This is a genomic window from Aquimarina agarivorans, from assembly GCF_000218485.1.
In the GTDB taxonomy this organism is placed as follows: domain Bacteria; phylum Bacteroidota; class Bacteroidia; order Flavobacteriales; family Flavobacteriaceae; genus Aquimarina; species Aquimarina agarivorans.
The window spans coordinates 42,122-58,917 of record NZ_AFPB01000087.1 but is presented as its reverse complement, the minus strand read 5'-3'; the positions used below and the strand labels follow the sequence as shown (position 1 = coordinate 58,917).

The window sequence follows — 16,796 nt, the reverse complement described above, 5'->3', positions numbered from 1 at the left end:
CATTACAACAAATGGACACTAAGCGGATATACATAAATAAGTTCTTTAATTAGTAATCCCCTAATTAATTTAATTTCATTTTGAGAGAAAAAACAGCCTATGTTGTTCTTGTAGTTTCAGCCATTTTAGGTTGTTTGTTTGCTTGGAAAGAAATCCTATGTTCTGCTGTCATTAGTAGAGTAATTGGCATAATTTCCATTGGATATGTATACTATTTATATAAAGAATTTAGATATAAATTATTTTATTTAGCCTTAATTTTTGCAGCTTTAGGTGAATCTTTAGTGGTTTTAGGAATGGAGAATTTTAAATTAGAAATTTCCACAGCATTTTCTATCTATTATTGGTTACTATTTTTTGTAGTCAAAAGAAATGTACGTAGTATAAAATTTTGGTCAATAATAAAACTTTATATTCCAGGTATTATTACAGCTGTTTTGGTGCTTTATTTGATGTTTTCGGGTTTTAACATGGTTAAAGCAGGTTATGGTGATAAAGCTTACGTTGTATTTTTTTCTATTTTTTCATTCTTAATCCTAATTAGTTATATGGGGTTAATTTATGTACACAAACGTACAACAAGAAATTTTTGGTTGTTGCCTGCTATAGTATCGTTTGTTATTGCGCAATTTGTACTGCCAATGGAAGCTTTTTATTTTAACTCAATATATTTTAAATGTTTCGGTTTTTTAATACAGGTAGCAAGACATTATTTTGTGCTCAAATTTTTAATATCTCCTGAAGACGAAATTGTTTTAAGTGATAAAAAATACTTTCTTTAAATAATTGTTAAGGTTTGAGTAATATGGTATAACGGTGTAATAATACAACAGCAACCAATCAAGATAACATAAGCGTTGCCTAGCCTTGGTGTAATGGATCAATCGAAAAGGAACCATTTTAAATAGAAAATTTAATATTGAAAACGCTGTTGAGTACTTCTTTAAAAGAACTAAATTTTTTTTATTATAAAATATACTTACTATCTTTTAACATTACGGTTAATAATAGCAAAGTTAATCTTCAAAATAGCTACATTTGCAATCCATTTTTAGTAAACCATGTTTAAAGGCTTTAAAAATAAATCTGTTGGTAAAATAATCGATTCTAAAATTCAAAAAAGGTCGGCATATTCAGGTGCAATTAAATTAAAAAAATTAGCCGTTTTAATTGATGCCCGTAAAGATTTTGATATTTTGTCGGTAGTAAAATTAGCGGATAAATTGGGAGTGAGATCGGATCAATTGAAAATTATGGGACTTAGAGAAACATCAAAATCTGGAAGTACTGAAAGTTCAACAGGTGGCGCTACTTATTTTGATGAAAAAGCAATTGGATATGCAGGAGGTTTTAAAAGTAATGCTTTGAGTAATTTTGTTGAAGAACCTTTTGATGTATTAATAAATTTTTACGGAACAGATATTCCAAACTTAAATTTGGTTGCAGCCTCTTCAAAAGCAAAATTTAAAGTCGGATTTGCTGACGTGGATCACAGAATTAATGATTTGGTGATAGGTACACCAGCTGATAATATTGATTTATTTATTAGTGAATTAAGAAAATACCTGAAAATTTTAAATATCATATGAATAACTTTTTAGTTGGAACGGGAACAGCGTTAGTAACTCCATTTAAAGAAGATGGAGCAGTTGATTTTGATGGACTTACCAATTTGGTTGACTATTGCATCAACGGAGGAGTAGAATACCTGGTAGTTTTGGGAACTACAGGTGAATCTGTAACGCTTTCCAAACAAGAGAAACAGGAAGTAATTAATCATATTGTTAAAGTAAATGATAAGCGTTTGCCGCTAGTTTTAGGAGTAGGAGGGAACAATACAGCCTTGGTGGCTGAGGAGGCTTCTCAAGTAGATGCAAATGATTTTCAGGCAATTTTGTCGGTGGTACCCATGTACAATAAGCCTAGTCAGGAAGGAATTTATCAGCATTACAAGGCGGTTGCAAATGCGGCTTCGTTACCGGTAATTATTTACAACGTCCCTGGTAGAACAGGAGTTAATATGGAAGCGGCTACTACTTTGCGTTTGGCGGCACATAGTAATATTGTAGGGGTTAAAGAAGCAACAGGTGATATTACTCAGGTATTAAAAATTTTAAAAGATGCTCCTGAGGATTTCTATGTTATTTCTGGTGATGATATGTTAGCACTACCTTTAGTAACGGCAGGGGGACATGGTGTTATTACGGTAGTTGGTCAAGGTTTTCCTAAGGCATTTTCGGATATGATTCGATTAGGATTAAAAGGCGAAAATAAACCAGCTTATAATATCCATTATAAATTAATTCCTGTAACTGAATATGCCTTTGATGAAGGGAATCCAGTGGGTATTAAGGCTATATTAGCTGCTCAAAATGTATGTAGTGCTACGGTGCGTTTGCCTTTGGTTAAAGCTACTAAGGAATTACAACATAAAATTGATAGCTATGTAAATGATTTTTAAATGAATGAACGCGTTGAAGATCCTGGGGTAGGTGCTTTTTCTAAGGAAAAAGCAAAAAGATTCATAAATCAGGATGGTACTTTTAACGTAAAGCACATCAATAAAAAAAGAACAGTAAATGAGGCGTATACCTATTTAATAAGTATTGGTTGGCCTCATTTTTTTACTTTACTTCTTGTTGGTTTTATTTTTTTAAACCTATTTTTTGCTGTAAGTTACTTAATTATAGGGGTCAATTATATAGGGGTTCAGCGGCAATCAGTTTTTACTGATTTTTTTAGAGCATTCTTTTTTTCAGTACAAACTATAACAAGCGTGGGTTATGGTCGCTTTTCTCCGCAAGGGATGGCTGCAGGTTTAATTTCTAGCTTTGAAGCCCTGGTGGGGTTAGTTTGTTTTGCGTTTATTACAGGGTTATTGTACGGTCGTTTTTCTAAACCGCGTTCAAATATTAGGTTTAGTAAATCTATTTTATTATGCACGCACAAAGGGGCTGATGCATTAATGTTTCGCTTGGTGAGCAGAAGAAAAAGTTTGACCGTTTTGCCTAAAATTAAGGCATCGCTATCATTAAGTAAATTAATGGAAGATGGAAGCTATAAAAATAATTTTTTTGAATTGAAATTAGAAAGGGAAACCATTACCTATTTACCAACAACATGGACTTTGGTACATCAAATTGACGATGATAGTCCATTAAAAGGGTATTCTAGGGCTGAAATCCTCAAATTACAAGCAGAATTATTATTACTGTTTAGTTACCATGATGATTCTTTTAATCAGGAATTACACAGGGTACACTCCTATATATTTAAAAATATTAGAGCAGGATACAAATTTAAAAAGGCCTTTTATTTTAATGATGAGGGTAAGCTGGTTTTAGATCATGATTTAATAGATGAAATAGTGCCTGAGTAAATAGTTTTTACGTTGGTAGTTGTTAAAATGAATAATTTAACATCGGGAACGGTAAAAAATGTAACGCTGGTCAATATGAAACGTTGGTATTGTTGAAAATAATCTTTTTTAATAATACAGAAAAACTTACTTTTGCAAAATGTTTTTATTCCAAGTAAAAAAAATAGTACCATTTTTGTTAGCAGCCTTTTTGTTGGGATCTTGTAGTGAGTTTCAGCATGTTTTAAAAAAAGGAGATTTAGCTACAAAATTAAATACTGCTGAAAAATTATATAAAGAGGGTAATTACAAAAAAGCCTTGCGTGTTTTTGATTTAATTACTCCAGCATACAGGGGGAAGCCTCAAGCAGAGCGTGTACTTTTTTATGAGGCAGATACTTATTACAATTTGCGTGATTACTATATAGCTAGTTATAAAATGGAGCGTTTTGTAGCAGCTTTTCCTAAAAGTGATAAAGCAGAGGAGGCATCTTTTAAAGCAGCACGAAGCTTATACGAGCTTTCACCACGTTACAGTTTAGATCAAAAAGAAACTCTGGATGGTATTGATAAACTTCAAAATTTTATTAATGACTATCCTGAAAGTGAATATTTAGAGGAGGCAAATGCCTATGTGAAAGAATTGCAAACCAAGTTAGAGAAAAAGCATTATAGTATTGCCAAGCAATACCATCATAGAGAGTTGCACAAAGCAGCTATAAAATCATTTACTAATTATTTACTGGCTTATCCAGGTTCGGTATATGCCGAGCAGGCATTGTTTTACAGGTTAGATTCTGAATATACATTGGCAATAAATAGTTATGAGGAATTGATTCCTGAACGTTTACAGGAAGCAAAAGAATATTACGAAGCTTACGAAAAGCAAAGTAATGATGAAGATTTAAAAAAGAAAGCTCAGAAAATTTTTGAGGATATTACAAAAAGGCTACAAGCTATTAATTAATACAGCGTATGGATCTTAAACACAGTGCAGCATCAGTGAGTACATCAACAATTGATAAAAATTTAGTTGATGCACAAACCGATAATATTTATGAGGCAATTTCAATTATTGCTAAAAGAGCAACTCAAATTAATGCTGATATCAAAAAAGAATTAATTGATAAGTTGGATGAGTTTGCTACCTATAATGATAGTTTAGAAGAAGTTTTTGAAAACAAAGAACAAATTGAGGTATCTAAGTTTTATGAAAAATTACCTAAACCTCATGCATTAGCAGTTGAAGAGTGGTTGGATCAAAAAATCTACCACAGAAATACAGCGACAGCTGCCGAAAGTGACGAAGAAGTTTCAGGTGAAACGATCTAAGTTACTCTATGTCGATATTAAAAGATAAAAAAATTTTATTAGGAGTTACAGCAGGTATTGCAGCTTATAAAGCAGCAATGCTTGTTCGTGCTTTAGTAAAAAAAGGAGCAGAAGTTAAAGTGGTTATGACCCCTGCTGCCAAGGATTTTGTAACACCACTTACACTTTCTACACTTTCAAAAAATCCAGTTCATTCCACTTTTTATGAAAAAGAAGATGAAAATGAGCTTTGGAATAATCATGTGGATTTAGGACTTTGGGCTGATTATTTTGTTATTGCTCCTGCAACAGCAAATACATTGTCTAAAATGGCTTATGGTAAAAGTGATAATTTATTGCTTGCTACTTACCTTTCCGCAAAATGCCCAATTTATTTTGCTCCTGCAATGGATTTGGATATGTACAAACATCTATCCACAGCTGAAACTTTCAATAAATTGACCAGTTTTGGTAATGTAATGATTCCTGCTACATCGGGTGAACTAGCAAGTGGATTAGTAGGTCAAGGTAGAATGGCTGAACCAGATGATATTGTTACTTTTATTGAAAATGATATTTTAGGTAAATTACCTTTAAAAGGAAAGCATATTTTAATTACTGCGGGACCTACATACGAAGCTATTGATCCAGTTCGATTTATAGGAAATCATTCTACAGGTCGTATGGGTATCGAAATAGCAAAAACAGCTGCAAATTTAGGAGCTCAGGTTACACTTGTATTAGGACCATCAGTGCTAAAAGTGGCTAATAGTACTATAAAAGTGATTAATGTATTTGATGCAGCTTCCATGTTTGAAGCCGTTCAGCAAGTATATGCAACAGTTGATGTAGCTATTGCATCGGCTGCAGTAGCGGATTACAGACCTAAAAACAAGTCCGAGCAAAAGCTAAAAAAGAAAGAAGGCGAAATGTCTATTGCCTTAGAACGTACTACCGATATTTTGAATTGGATGGGGCAACAAAAAGATAAGCAGTTTTTAGTAGGATTTGCATTGGAAACTCAAAATGAAATTGAAAATGCTACATCGAAACTAAAGCGCAAGAATTTAGATTTGATTGTTTTAAATTCATTAAATGATAAAGGCGCTGGTTTTAAAAATAAAACCAATAAAGTAACTTTTATAAATCATAAATTAGAAACTAAAGCGTTTGATTTAAAAACAAAAGCCGAAGTTGCTGAAGATATATTAAAAGAAATACAAGAACTACATGATGCGTAATATTTTCTGTTTGTTATTTTTATGTGTTTCAGCACTTGTTGAAGCCCAAGAGTTTAATGCAAAAGTAACCATTAATGCCGAGCAAACAGGACAACCTAATTTAGCTATTTTTACCACATTAGGGACCGCACTTGAGGAGTTTATAAATAAAACAAAGTGGACGGATGTTGAATATTTACCACAGGAGCGTATTGATTGTAGCTTTTTTGTAAATGTAATTTCTTACAATAACAATTTTTTTGAAGCAACTGTTCAAGTGCAATCCTCAAGACCTGTATACAATTCAGGATATCAAAGTACTTTGGCTAATTTTAACGATAAAGATTTTTCGTTTGAATACCTAGAATTTCAACCTTTAATTTACAATCCCAATTCGGATCAAGGGAATTTGGTGGCTGTAGTAACCTATTACTTGTATACCCTTTTAGGGATTGAGGCAGATACGCTGCAACAATTAGGGGGTTCGGATCATTACGAAACTGCTAAACAAATAGTTGGAGTGGCACAATCAACAGGTAAAAAAGGTTGGAGAGCGGATTCAGGCACGTCATCGCGTTTTCGTTGGAATGAGGATATCCTTTCTGGAACGTTTAGCGAGTTCAGACAAGCTTTGTATATGTACCATTTTGAAGGTTTGGACACCATGGCCGAAAATCCTAAGCAAGCTAAAAAGAAAATTATTGAAGCCATTGATGTGCTTGGAAAAGTAAATAAAAAGCGTTCAAACTCATACGTAATGCGTACTTTTTTTGATGCAAAATCAATTGAATTGTCTCGTTTATTTTCAGGAGGACCTAAAGTTGATATTTCCAAAACACTCGATCTTTTAAATTTTATGGCACCTTCTTATAAAACAGAATGGGCAAAAATTGAAAATTAATATTCAATTACTCAATTCATAACTTCTCAGAATACTTTCTCAAAAAAATGAAACGAAAAAATGGTTCTTTTGTTTTTTTGTACCTGTTAAACTGTAGTATCTTTATGCGATAAATAATTTAAAAGAGTGCTTCAAACTTTAACCATTCAAAACTTTGCTTTAATTGAGTCGCTACACGTTAATTTTACGAGTGGCTTGTCCACCATTACTGGAGAAACTGGAGCAGGAAAATCATTACTACTTGGAGCTTTAGGTCTAATAATCGGGAAAAGAGTAGATACTTCTGTTATTAAAGATGCTGATAAGAAATGTATTGTTGAAGCACACTTTAATATAGCGGATTACAATTTAGTTTCATTTTTTAAAACAGAAGATTTAGATTATGAAGTGGAAACTTGTGTCCGTAGAGAAATTCTTCCTTCGGGAAAATCACGCGCATTTATTAATGATACTCCAGTTACTTTAAAAGTGCTTCAAAATTTAGGAGAAAAGTTAATAGATATTCATAGTCAGCACCAAACATTAGAGGTTACTCAAGCTGAATTTCAATTTTATATATTAGATGCTTTAGCTAAAACTCATAAGGAATTGGCGTCATTTACCAGAGGTTTAGCGCAGTTGAAAAAAGCACAAAAGGAACTTGATCAGCTAAAGCAAAACGAGTTACGATTTAAAGAAGAATACAACTATAACGCCCATTTATTAACCGAACTGGCTGAAGCAAAAATACAATCTGATGAGCAGGAAACGTTAGAGGAGACACTCGAAAAATTGAGTAACACCGAAGAAATTCAAGAGCGTTTGGGTTTTGTAATAGGGAGTATTAGTGCTGAAAATCATGGTGCCTTTGATCAACTTACTGAGGCTAAAAATAATATTCAAAAAATTGCTGGTTATGCAACAGTTTATGATGATTTGTTTAAGCGCCTGGAGAGTGTTTGCATTGAGTTAGACGATTTGCGGGCAAGTACGGAAGAGCATGCAGAATTGGTAGAAGCAGATCCGCAAAAATTAGCCACTGTAAATGATCGTTTACAGTTACTGTATAACTTACAGAAAAAACATAATGCGGTTGATAATTCAGCATTATTGGAGGTGCAAAAATCATTAGAAGAAAAAGTAGCAGTTACTGAAAATATTCAAGGTGAAATTGAAAAAGCTCAGTTTGCTATAACGGATATTGAAGGTAAGCTAAATAATTTAGCAAATAAAATCCATAGTAAAAGGTCAAAAGTAGTTAACGTATTGACAGATAAGTTAGAGGAAATTCTTGAGCAATTAGGAATGCAAAACGCCACTTTTAACCCAATACTTGAGCGTGTTGATGCTTTTAATTCATTTGGTGGCAATAGTTTTGAATTGTTGTTTTCTGCTAATAAAGGCGGACAATTCGGAACGTTGAAAAAAGTAGCCTCTGGCGGGGAGTTATCACGAATTATGTTAGCTGTAAAAATGTTGCTATCGCAGCATATAAAATTACCAACTATAATTTTTGATGAAATAGATACTGGCGTTTCTGGAGAAGTAGCACAAAAAATGGCAAACTTACTTTTTGAAATGAGTAACAAGCAGCAGGTTTTTAGCATTACTCACTTACCTCAAATAGCTGCAAAAGGGAAATTACAATATAAAGTATTTAAGCAAGATATTAATAATGTAACGCATACCCAATTAAAACAATTATCTGATGATGAAAGAATCGCAGAAATTGCTGAAATGATAGGAGGAAAACAATTGACCGAAGCAGCTCAGGCACATGCAAAGTCATTATTGACATTACCATAAATCAAGAAAAATATAAAGATTAAGAGTGTAGTGCTTTTACTATATTTGAATCATAAATTTGAGAATTATAACTTAAGATATCATGTCGTATAACTTATTAAAAGAAAAAAGAGGAATTATTTTGGTGCGTTGGATGAAAATTCAATCGCATGGAAAACAGCTGAGCGTGTTTTTGAAGAAGGTGGGTCGTTTGTGCTAACAAATGCACCTGTGGCCATGCGAATGGGCAAGATTAACGAGCTTGCTGAAAAAACAAACTCACAAGTAATTCCTGCTGATGCTACATCAACTGATGATTTGGAAAATTTAGTAGAAAAGGCTACTGAAATTTTAGGAGGTAAAATTGATTTTGTTTTGCACTCTATTGGAATGTCTGTTAATGTACGTAAGGGGCGTCATTATACTGATTTAAATTATTCTTTTAGCCAAAAAGGATGGGATGTTTCAGCGCTTTCATTTCATAAAGTAATGCAAACATTGTATAAAAAAGATGCCATGAGTGAGTGGGGAAGCATAGTAGCGCTAACTTACATGGCAGCGCAACGTGTATTTCCTGATTATAATGATATGGCGGATAACAAAGCTTATTTGGAATCTGTAGCGCGTAGCTTTGGGTACTTTTTTGGGAAAGAAAAAAATGTACGTGTAAATACCATTTCGCAGTCACCAACACCAACTACAGCTGGACAGGGTGTAAAAGGTTTTGACGGTTTTATTGCATACGCTGATAAAATGTCGCCACTTGGCAATGCTACCTCATTAGATTGTGCTAACTATACTGTTACGTTATTTAGTGATTTAACTAAAAGAGTAACGCTTCAAAATTTATATAATGATGGAGGATTTTCAAATGTAGGAGTGAGCCAACAAGTAATGGAGCATTTTGTAGAAGAGTAAACTTTTACTTGCAACATAAATATACTGCCTGCCACTTGCTTAACTGTAAGTGGTAGTTTTTTTAATAAACTATTGTTTAGATGTATGATTTTATCATTTCGAAAAAAATAGATAACTTATAGCGTTTCCGACATTAAATCAGAACCAGTATTTAGGTATTAAAATTAAACTAAAATGCGAAATTTATATTTTATTCATTTACTATTAGTTAGTATTTTATTAAGCATACCAAGTGCTGCGCAGCAAGTAAAAAATGAAACTTTTGGTGAAGTTGTAATAAAACTTAAAAAAGCTATTGATGATCTTACCGTACTAACTAATGGCGCGTGTAGCATAGCCGTTTCACCAAGCTACCAAGGACGTGTATTTACCAGTACTACCAGTGGGGATGAAGGTAAAAGTATTGGGTGGATTAATTGGAAGCTTATTAATGATGGGCAACACAACAATGCCTTTGCCTATTTAGGAGGAGAGAGCAGGTTTTGGTTAGCACCAGAGTTTGGTAAATTTTCAGTTTTTTTTGATCCTGGTGCCGCTATGATTATTAAAAATATGAGAGCGCCTAAGGATTTGGATAGTAAAAAATTTAATCTTTCCACCATTGATACGCATAGTTTAGTATCTAAAGGAACTATTCAAGTGCAAAATGCAAATGGATACGTTTTTAATTGTGGCGTGGAAAGAAAAATAACGCTTTTAACAAAGCCTCAAGTAGTATCAGCGCTTAAAATTACTTTACCTAAAACAGTCAATTATGTGGCTTTTAGTGCAGCAACAACTATATCAAATATGGGTACTGAAGTATGGAATAAGGAGAATGGTTTATTGAGTATTTGGGAGCTTGGTTGCATGCTAACTACGCCAAAGAATAAGGTAATAATCCCTATAATAAAAGAAACTGATGCTATAACTTCTTATTTTTTTCAAAAGCGTTTAAAAATGAAGAGCTAGTTGTAAAAGATAAAGTGGTTTACTTTACAGCTAATGCGTTGAAATTAGGTAAACTGGGCATAGCACCTGATTTAACATCTGATTTAATGGGCAGTTATTCTCCCGAAGATAATTTACTAAACATTGTGAAGTTTACCTTTGAAAATGATGCTATGTATTTAAATTCAATTTCAGGAAATACTACCCCTTATTCAGGAGATGTGATTAATATTTTTAATGGAGAAGTAAATAAAGAAAAAAATTACACCTGGCCATTTTATGAATTTGAATCTTCATCCAGTGCAAAAGAACTCAAAGTAGGGGAGCGTATTTACCACAAGCAGACGCTTTATCATTTTAAAGGAACAAAAGAAGATCTCAACAAAATTTCAAAAAAAGTTTTAGGGGTCAATTTAAATACTATTCCATTGTAAAATTATATAAAATACATTCAAAATGAGTTGATAAGATTACAAATAATAGTTTTATATACATCTTGTTTCTATTTATTTTGTTCTTGCGTTAATAAATGAAACCATAGTTAAAAAAACTATACTTAAATCTTTTGTCTTACTACTGGTTCTGATTTACAATGGGTAGTTTAATGCAGGAAACAGTATTAAACTGGAAAATATAAAATCAAACTTATTTTTACGAAATTCTTATCTGTAAATCGTATTCATTATCAAAAATCATTTTACTAACAGTTTTAATATATAATTAATACGGCTAGTAAAATGATGTAATGAGTTAACTGAGTTACTACTTATTGTTTTACGATTTTTATAGTAGTTTCATTATTAAGTGTTATAAAATAAAGCCCAGGTGAGTAGCTTTCTAAGTTAATAGTTTGACCAATACCTTTATCTAAATAGACACCATTTAAATCATATATTTGCCATTTAGCAGAATCTTTTAATACTACCTTATCATTTATTGGGTTAATATAACTATATACTTTTTCTGAAGAAATCAATACATCTGTTACACTTAAAGTGCTTGAGTCATCGCTACTCCAAACACTCGTATTATTGGCATTGATCCTCCCTGATCTAGTAAAATTACCAACCGTGTAAATGGAATTGGTTTGATTGGTATTAATTACAATACTATTCACTTTATTATCAATTCCAACTTCCGTATCACCTAAGGCAGACCAGCCATTGGTTTCATTCCAGCGCGCTATTCCGTTAACAATAAAGTTTTGATCATTAAAAGAAGCCAGAGTAAAAGAACCTCCAATAAATAAATTTTCATTATTGTAAACTAAACTTTTTACAATACTATCAACGCCATTGCCTACGGTATCCCAAGTTTGATTTGCTTTATTCCAGCTGGCTAGTCTATTTACTGTTTTTCCGCCAGCTATAGCAAAATTACCTCCAGCAAAAATTTCATTTTCAGTAGCTACTATAGCCTCAACAAAACCACTAGTTCCTTCGCCTAGATTACTCCACTTTTCCGTGGCATCATTCCAAATAGCAATTCTATTAGCGGTGATACCACCAGCAATATCAAAATTACCTCCTAAATATAAATTGTTGTTTACAGGATCAATCGATAAAACTCTAATTTCATTATTAGTACCTGCTTCATTAGTGGTGTTGTCAGTCAAAATACTCCAAGCAGATCCGTTCCATTTCGCAATATTTTGAGCGAGAGCTCCTGATAAATTCTCAAATACACCTCCGGCATACACTTGATTTGTGTTATCAATTGCTAATGCTTGTACTATGCCATCAATTTCATTTCCGATACCTACAGCTTGCCATTCAGTACCATTCCAAACTGCTATTCCATTGGCAGAAATATTGTCCACTTTAGTAAAAGCTCCTCCAATATAGACTAATCCATTACTATCAATTTCAATAGCATTAACGGTTCCATTGGTTCCAGCTCCAACAGCGCTCCAACCTGTAGTTTCGTTAAATACGGCTAAATTGTTGACTGAAATTGATCCTGCCTGATTAAAGCTACCTCCGTGGTAAACATCTCCATTAGGAGCAACAGCTATCGCGTTAACCTCACCGTTTGAAATACCGTTATCTAAATTATTCCAATTACCTTCTCCTTCAACATTGTTGCCAACAGCAGGGGCTACACCATCAATAATTTGGAAGATTTTGGCTTCATTTCCATAACTTGAAAAGTAAAGTTCGCCACTATTATCCAGTCCGAATGATGAAATAGCTTCACCGTTAGTTTTAAAAAGTTCGGTTTTGATTCCAGTATTATTTGAACTATCGAAATCCATTGACCAAACCCTTCCACTTATATAGTCTGCAAAAATATATTTTGAATTGATGTCAGGTAATGTACTTTTAATTTTTGAACCTCGGTATACATATCCTCCAGTAACTGAAAAATCACCGTTTCTGTGGTTGTAAAATAATATTGGGTTTTCTGTAGGACCTGAAACAGGAATATTATTTGCTACATCTTGTGCTTCAAAACGATTCCAACCGTAATTTTTACCATTTTTAATTAAATTTATTTCTTCAAATGCATTTTGACCTACATCGGCACCCCATAACCTACCCGTAGGAGCATCAAAAGAAAATTTCCAAGTATTTCTTATTCCGTAAGCAAAAATTTCGTCTAAGCCATTCCTACCTACAAAAGGATTGTCAGCAGGAATTTCATAACGTCCGTTAGGAAATTCCGGATTAGTTTCAACAGCATTATTACCATCTACATCAACATCAATACGACAAATGCTCCCAAATACATTGTTGATATTTTGAGCATTACGTTGTGGGTCATTTCCACCACCACCATCGCCAACAGAAATGTATAAATAACCGTCGGGACCAAATGCTATTTTACCTCCGTTATGATTACTATTATTTTGATTTTTATCAAATTGAAATATTACAAATTCACTATTGGGGTCGGCTATATTTGGGTTGGATTGCGAAGCTGAAAATCTAGAAACAATCATGCGGGGATTTCTACCATTTGCGGTAGTAGTGTAGTAAATATAAAAATAACCATTATCCTTGTAGTTTGGATGAAACGCCAAACCTAACAATCCGAGCTCAATACCAAAACGAAAACTTATTCTTGAGCTTATATCTAAAAATGTACTAACATCACTAGAAGTTACATTCTCGTTCCTATTAAAAACTTTAATTTTTCCTGGTTGTTCAACTACAAATAATCGGTCTGAGCCATCACCAGGATTTGTAATTTCTACAGGAAAATTGAACGATATATTTGGAAAAGCTGATTTGTAAGTAATTTGTGCATTTACCAGATTAATTATACCAGTAAAACAAAAAAGAATAATACAGTGTACTAATGTTTTCATTTATATGTTTTTTATAAGAAACGTGAACACAAGGTGAGTAGTATCTACGTGTGTAAAATATTACATTTTTTTTAGTGCTAAACCTATTCTTTTTCATTGTACGAAAACACGTATTGATTGTTTTTTTGAAACCGCTAATAGTCAAAGGCTAATAGCTAATTGCAAAAAACGGATGTTTAAAAAGTAATGACTTTTAGTCATAACCGAAATTATGGTGCTTTTAGTCCATTGTGGTTTATTTTAAAAGACTTTCGATTTTATTATACTACTGATTTTTAAAAAATAATACTAAAAACAGTGCCATTTTTTACGGAGGATTGAACTTTTAAATGCCCACCGTGGAGCTGAATAATTTGTTTGGAAATACTTAGACCAACTCCAGATCCATTTATTTTAGTAGTATAAAATGGCACAAAAATACGTTCCATTTCTTCATCGGTAATTCCAACACCATTATCTGTAATGGAGAGTATTTTTTTTGATTCATGATTTAATCCTGCCGATAGCTCAATTTTTGGATTTTGTTTTTCTTGAACAGAATGGATAGCGTTTTTGACTAAATTGAGTAGCACTTGCGTTATTTGTTGTTCATCTGCAAAAATGGTAAGATCATTTGGAGCATCAATGGTTAAAAGTACGTTAGTTTGTTGCAGCTGATTTTCAAAAAGCATTTCAATTTTTTCAAAAAGTGTTTTTACAGGAATCAGTTTTTTTTCAGGATTGGGAACGTTTAAAAAATTACGGTAGGACTGAACAAATCGAATGAGATCATCTCCTTGATTTTTTATTATTTGTAACCCTTTTCCCATAATATCAACTGAATTGAGATCATTTTGATTGGTTTCACCCTCAGAAACTTTGTTTTGCTGATGCTGTTTTAATAGTGATTCCGAAATGGACGTTATAGGAGCAATACTGTTCATCATTTCATGCGTCAGGACACGAATTAGCTTAATCCATGAGTCAGTTTCTTTAGTATCAAGTTCGGAGTTGATATCCTGTAAGGTAATTAGCTTTAATTGTTTTCCATTGAGTTGAATCGTATTGGCTTTGATAGCCAATTGCACACTTTCTCTTTCATTATTAATTTGAATAAGTTTGCGATTAAAGTTTAGTGTGTTGCTTAACAATTCATAAAGTGACGCGCTAATTTTATGAATTTGTTTTATATGAGTTAATGGTTTGTGATTCAATAATTTTTCTGCGCGCGGGTTGGCAAATAAAATGTGTCCCTCAGTATTGATGGTTAATACACCAATTTCGGCCTGTTTAATAAGTTCCTGATAATACCTTTCTTGTGTTTGATTATGCAAATGTGTGCTTTGAAACTTAGTATTTAATTTATTTAGATTGGCGTGGAGTTCCTTTACAGAAGAAATGCCTCGGGTTTCAGGGAATTCTATCGTAAAATCCTCGTTGAGCATCGCTTTAAAAAAGTAGGCAATTTTTTTATTACTGCTATTAAAAAAGCGAACCAATAGATTAGCCTGAAAAAATATGAATAAGCCAAAAAGGGACGTTAAAATATAGTTTTTCTCACTAAAAAAATACCCCATACCCAAAGCACTCAAACAAATTAAAAGGACTTTTGTAACTAAAATGTAGTAAAACCTTTTACTTATCATTGTGCGCTTTTTTTAATTTATTATAAAGCGTTTGTCTGGTAATTCCTAGTTGGTTAGCAGCCGCGCTGTAATTTCCATCGTGTTCATGTAGTGCTTTTTCAATCATTAAAAGCTCCATTTCGTCCAAGCGAATAGGGTTTTGCACTGAAAAATTATTGTTTTGATGAAAATTAAAATCAGCAGCACTAAGCGTATTTTCTGAATTTAAAATAACTGCACGCTCCATACAATGCTTCAATTCTCGAATATTACCAGGCCATGCATATTGCAATAGTTTATTTTTTGCATTGGCCTGCAAGTGTATTGTTGATTTTTGATACTTTCTAGTAAATTTTTCTAAATAATATTCGGCAAGCTCAATAATATCTCTGTCTCGGTGCCTTAACGATGGTACTTCAACGTGTATGGTATTAATTCGATATAACAAATCTTCTCTAAAACTCCCTTCGCGCACACGCTGTTCCAAATTACTATTAGTAGCGCAAATTAGTCGAATATCAATTGGAATTTCTTTGTTGGAACCTACGCGAACAATACACCTGTTTTGAATAGCTGATAATAATTTTGCCTGCATAGGCAAGGATAAGTTTCCAATTTCATCCAAAAATAAAGTTCCGCCATGAGCGGATTCAAATTTACCAATACGATCTTCTTTAGCATCAGTAAAAGCTCCTTTTGTATGTCCAAATAATTCACTTTCAAATAAATTTTCTGAAATTGAACCCATATCCACATTCACAAAAACTTTATTATTTCGCTTGGAGTTATAGTGTAATTCTCTAGCAAAAAGTTCTTTTCCTGTACCATTTTCGCCAGTAATGAGAACGCTTACATCAGTTTTTGCTACTTTTTGAACAATATGAACTACTTGTTGTAGTGCTTTGGAATTGCCAATAATTAAGGGTTTGTTACCAGTTAGTGCCGTTTTATTTGGTTGTGGTAGTTTTGATTGTGTTTTCTTTAATAAATAAGCAGCCTTTAAGGTTTCTAACAACTGTTCATTTTTCCAAGGCTTAAGTACAAAATCAGTTGCACCGTTTTTGATAGCAGTAACAGCAAGGTCAATAGCACCATAGGCGGTGATCATTATAACCTGTGTTTTTGGAGCTATTTTAGTAATTTCTTTTAACCAAAAAATACCTTCATTTCCGGATTTAACCGAGGCAGCAAAATTCATATCAAGTAATACCAAATCAAAAGTATCAAGTTGAGGGTAACTGCTAATTCTGTTAGGATCAGCTAATGTTTTTACGGTTTTGTATTCGCCTGAAAGTACTATTTCTAAGGCGCTTAATACATTAGGACTATCATCTATAATTAAAACTTTTCCTTGTAACATAATAGTGTTAATTCCTTGTAAAGCTACAAATCTACTTAAGTAAAGGCAGTATTGATGTCTATTTTTTTTACAGTATTTGTTTGAGGGCGAAATGAATACTTATTTTTAAAACAAATTCTG

Annotated in this window: 14 protein-coding genes and 1 pseudogene; 12 read left to right on the top strand and 3 right to left on the bottom strand. The window is 32.9% G+C overall.

Features of this window, described 5'->3' with window-relative positions; translation table 11 throughout:
• Window positions 1–80: 80 nt before the first annotated feature.
• From GMC_RS0104570 to GMC_RS0104510, 12 genes and pseudogenes are all read left to right on the top strand, one after another.
• On the top strand, window positions 81–782 hold the full coding sequence (locus GMC_RS0104570) for a hypothetical protein (RefSeq protein ID WP_010521026.1): 702 nt from the start codon (window positions 81–83) through the stop codon (window positions 780–782).
• 279 nt (window positions 783–1,061) lie between these two features.
• Entirely contained in the window at window positions 1,062–1,589 is a 528-nt protein-coding gene (locus GMC_RS0104565; RefSeq protein WP_010521025.1) for a DUF6913 domain-containing protein, read from the top strand.
• A complete protein-coding gene (gene dapA / locus GMC_RS0104560; RefSeq protein WP_010521024.1) occupies window positions 1,586–2,461 on the top strand; it encodes a 4-hydroxy-tetrahydrodipicolinate synthase in 876 nt (291 codons plus the stop codon). The genes GMC_RS0104565 and dapA overlap by 4 nt, the downstream gene beginning before the upstream one ends.
• Entirely contained in the window at window positions 2,462–3,379 is a 918-nt protein-coding gene (locus GMC_RS0104555) for an ion channel (protein WP_010521023.1), read from the top strand.
• Window positions 3,380–3,518: 139 nt separating this feature from the next.
• On the top strand, window positions 3,519–4,325 hold the full coding sequence (locus GMC_RS0104545) for an outer membrane protein assembly factor BamD (RefSeq protein WP_010521022.1): 807 nt from the start codon (window positions 3,519–3,521) through the stop codon (window positions 4,323–4,325).
• A gap of 8 nt (window positions 4,326–4,333) precedes the next feature.
• Window positions 4,334–4,690, top strand: coding sequence for a DNA-directed RNA polymerase subunit omega (locus GMC_RS0104540; RefSeq protein ID WP_010521021.1), 357 nt, complete (start codon window positions 4,334–4,336; stop codon window positions 4,688–4,690).
• A gap of 8 nt (window positions 4,691–4,698) precedes the next feature.
• Window positions 4,699–5,910: a bifunctional phosphopantothenoylcysteine decarboxylase/phosphopantothenate--cysteine ligase CoaBC gene (coaBC, locus tag GMC_RS0104535; RefSeq protein WP_010521020.1), complete on the top strand. Its 1,212-nt coding sequence runs from the start codon at window positions 4,699–4,701 to the stop codon at window positions 5,908–5,910.
• Window positions 5,900–6,790: a type IX secretion system protein PorD gene (gene porD, locus GMC_RS0104530; protein WP_010521019.1), complete on the top strand. Its 891-nt coding sequence runs from the start codon at window positions 5,900–5,902 to the stop codon at window positions 6,788–6,790. The genes coaBC and porD overlap by 11 nt, the downstream gene beginning before the upstream one ends.
• A gap of 126 nt (window positions 6,791–6,916) precedes the next feature.
• Complete coding sequence (recN, locus tag GMC_RS0104525; protein WP_010521018.1) at window positions 6,917–8,575, top strand: DNA repair protein RecN; 1,659 nt, start codon at window positions 6,917–6,919, stop codon at window positions 8,573–8,575.
• A gap of 82 nt (window positions 8,576–8,657) precedes the next feature.
• Window positions 8,658–9,472 (top strand): annotated as a pseudogene (locus GMC_RS19060) (enoyl-ACP reductase FabI).
• A 174-nt stretch (window positions 9,473–9,646) separates the two neighbouring features.
• Window positions 9,647–10,423: a DUF6786 family protein gene (locus GMC_RS0104515; RefSeq protein WP_029489601.1), complete on the top strand. Its 777-nt coding sequence runs from the start codon at window positions 9,647–9,649 to the stop codon at window positions 10,421–10,423.
• Window positions 10,424–10,437: 14 nt separating this feature from the next.
• Window positions 10,438–10,836: a DUF6786 family protein gene (locus GMC_RS0104510; RefSeq protein ID WP_029489600.1), complete on the top strand. Its 399-nt coding sequence runs from the start codon at window positions 10,438–10,440 to the stop codon at window positions 10,834–10,836.
• 332 nt (window positions 10,837–11,168) lie between these two features.
• Here GMC_RS0104510 and GMC_RS0104505 read toward each other — a convergent pair whose 3' ends face one another.
• The 3 genes from GMC_RS0104505 to GMC_RS0104490 all read right to left on the bottom strand — a co-directional run bounded on the left by GMC_RS0104505 (window position 11,169) and on the right by GMC_RS0104490 (window position 16,676).
• A complete protein-coding gene (locus GMC_RS0104505) occupies window positions 11,169–13,712 on the bottom strand; it encodes a PQQ-dependent sugar dehydrogenase (RefSeq protein ID WP_010521016.1) in 2,544 nt (847 codons plus the stop codon).
• Window positions 13,713–13,987: 275 nt separating this feature from the next.
• The gene (locus GMC_RS0104495; RefSeq protein WP_010521015.1) at window positions 13,988–15,337 is read right to left on the bottom strand and encodes a sensor histidine kinase; all 1,350 of its coding nucleotides are present in this window, start codon (window positions 15,335–15,337) and stop codon (window positions 13,988–13,990) included.
• Window positions 15,327–16,676 carry a sigma-54-dependent transcriptional regulator gene (locus GMC_RS0104490; protein ID WP_010521014.1) on the bottom strand — a complete coding sequence of 450 codons (1,350 nt, stop codon included), beginning with the start codon at window positions 16,674–16,676 and terminating at the stop codon, window positions 15,327–15,329. Before GMC_RS0104490 ends, GMC_RS0104495 begins: the two co-directional genes overlap by 11 nt.
• Between the last annotated feature and the right edge of the window lie 120 nt (window positions 16,677–16,796).

Excerpts from the sequence above, each read along its gene's own strand:
- GMC_RS0104565 (WP_010521025.1), top strand. The coding sequence starts at position 1,062 with ATGTTTAAAGGCTTTAAAAATAAATCTGTTGGTAAAATAATCGATTCT.
- dapA (WP_010521024.1), top strand. The coding sequence starts at position 1,586 with ATGAATAACTTTTTAGTTGGAACGGGAACAGCGTTAGTAACTCCATTT.
- GMC_RS0104555 (WP_010521023.1), top strand. The coding sequence starts at position 2,462 with ATGAATGAACGCGTTGAAGATCCTGGGGTAGGTGCTTTTTCTAAGGAA.
- GMC_RS0104545 (WP_010521022.1), top strand. The coding sequence starts at position 3,519 with ATGTTTTTATTCCAAGTAAAAAAAATAGTACCATTTTTGTTAGCAGCC.
- GMC_RS0104540 (WP_010521021.1), top strand. The coding sequence starts at position 4,334 with ATGGATCTTAAACACAGTGCAGCATCAGTGAGTACATCAACAATTGAT.
- coaBC (WP_010521020.1), top strand. The coding sequence starts at position 4,699 with ATGTCGATATTAAAAGATAAAAAAATTTTATTAGGAGTTACAGCAGGT.
- porD (WP_010521019.1), top strand. The coding sequence starts at position 5,900 with ATGATGCGTAATATTTTCTGTTTGTTATTTTTATGTGTTTCAGCACTT.
- GMC_RS0104515 (WP_029489601.1), top strand. The coding sequence starts at position 9,647 with ATGCGAAATTTATATTTTATTCATTTACTATTAGTTAGTATTTTATTA.
- GMC_RS0104505 (WP_010521016.1), bottom strand. The coding sequence starts at position 13,712 with ATGAAAACATTAGTACACTGTATTATTCTTTTTTGTTTTACTGGTATA.
- GMC_RS0104495 (WP_010521015.1), bottom strand. The coding sequence starts at position 15,337 with ATGATAAGTAAAAGGTTTTACTACATTTTAGTTACAAAAGTCCTTTTA.
- GMC_RS0104490 (WP_010521014.1), bottom strand. The coding sequence starts at position 16,676 with ATGTTACAAGGAAAAGTTTTAATTATAGATGATAGTCCTAATGTATTA.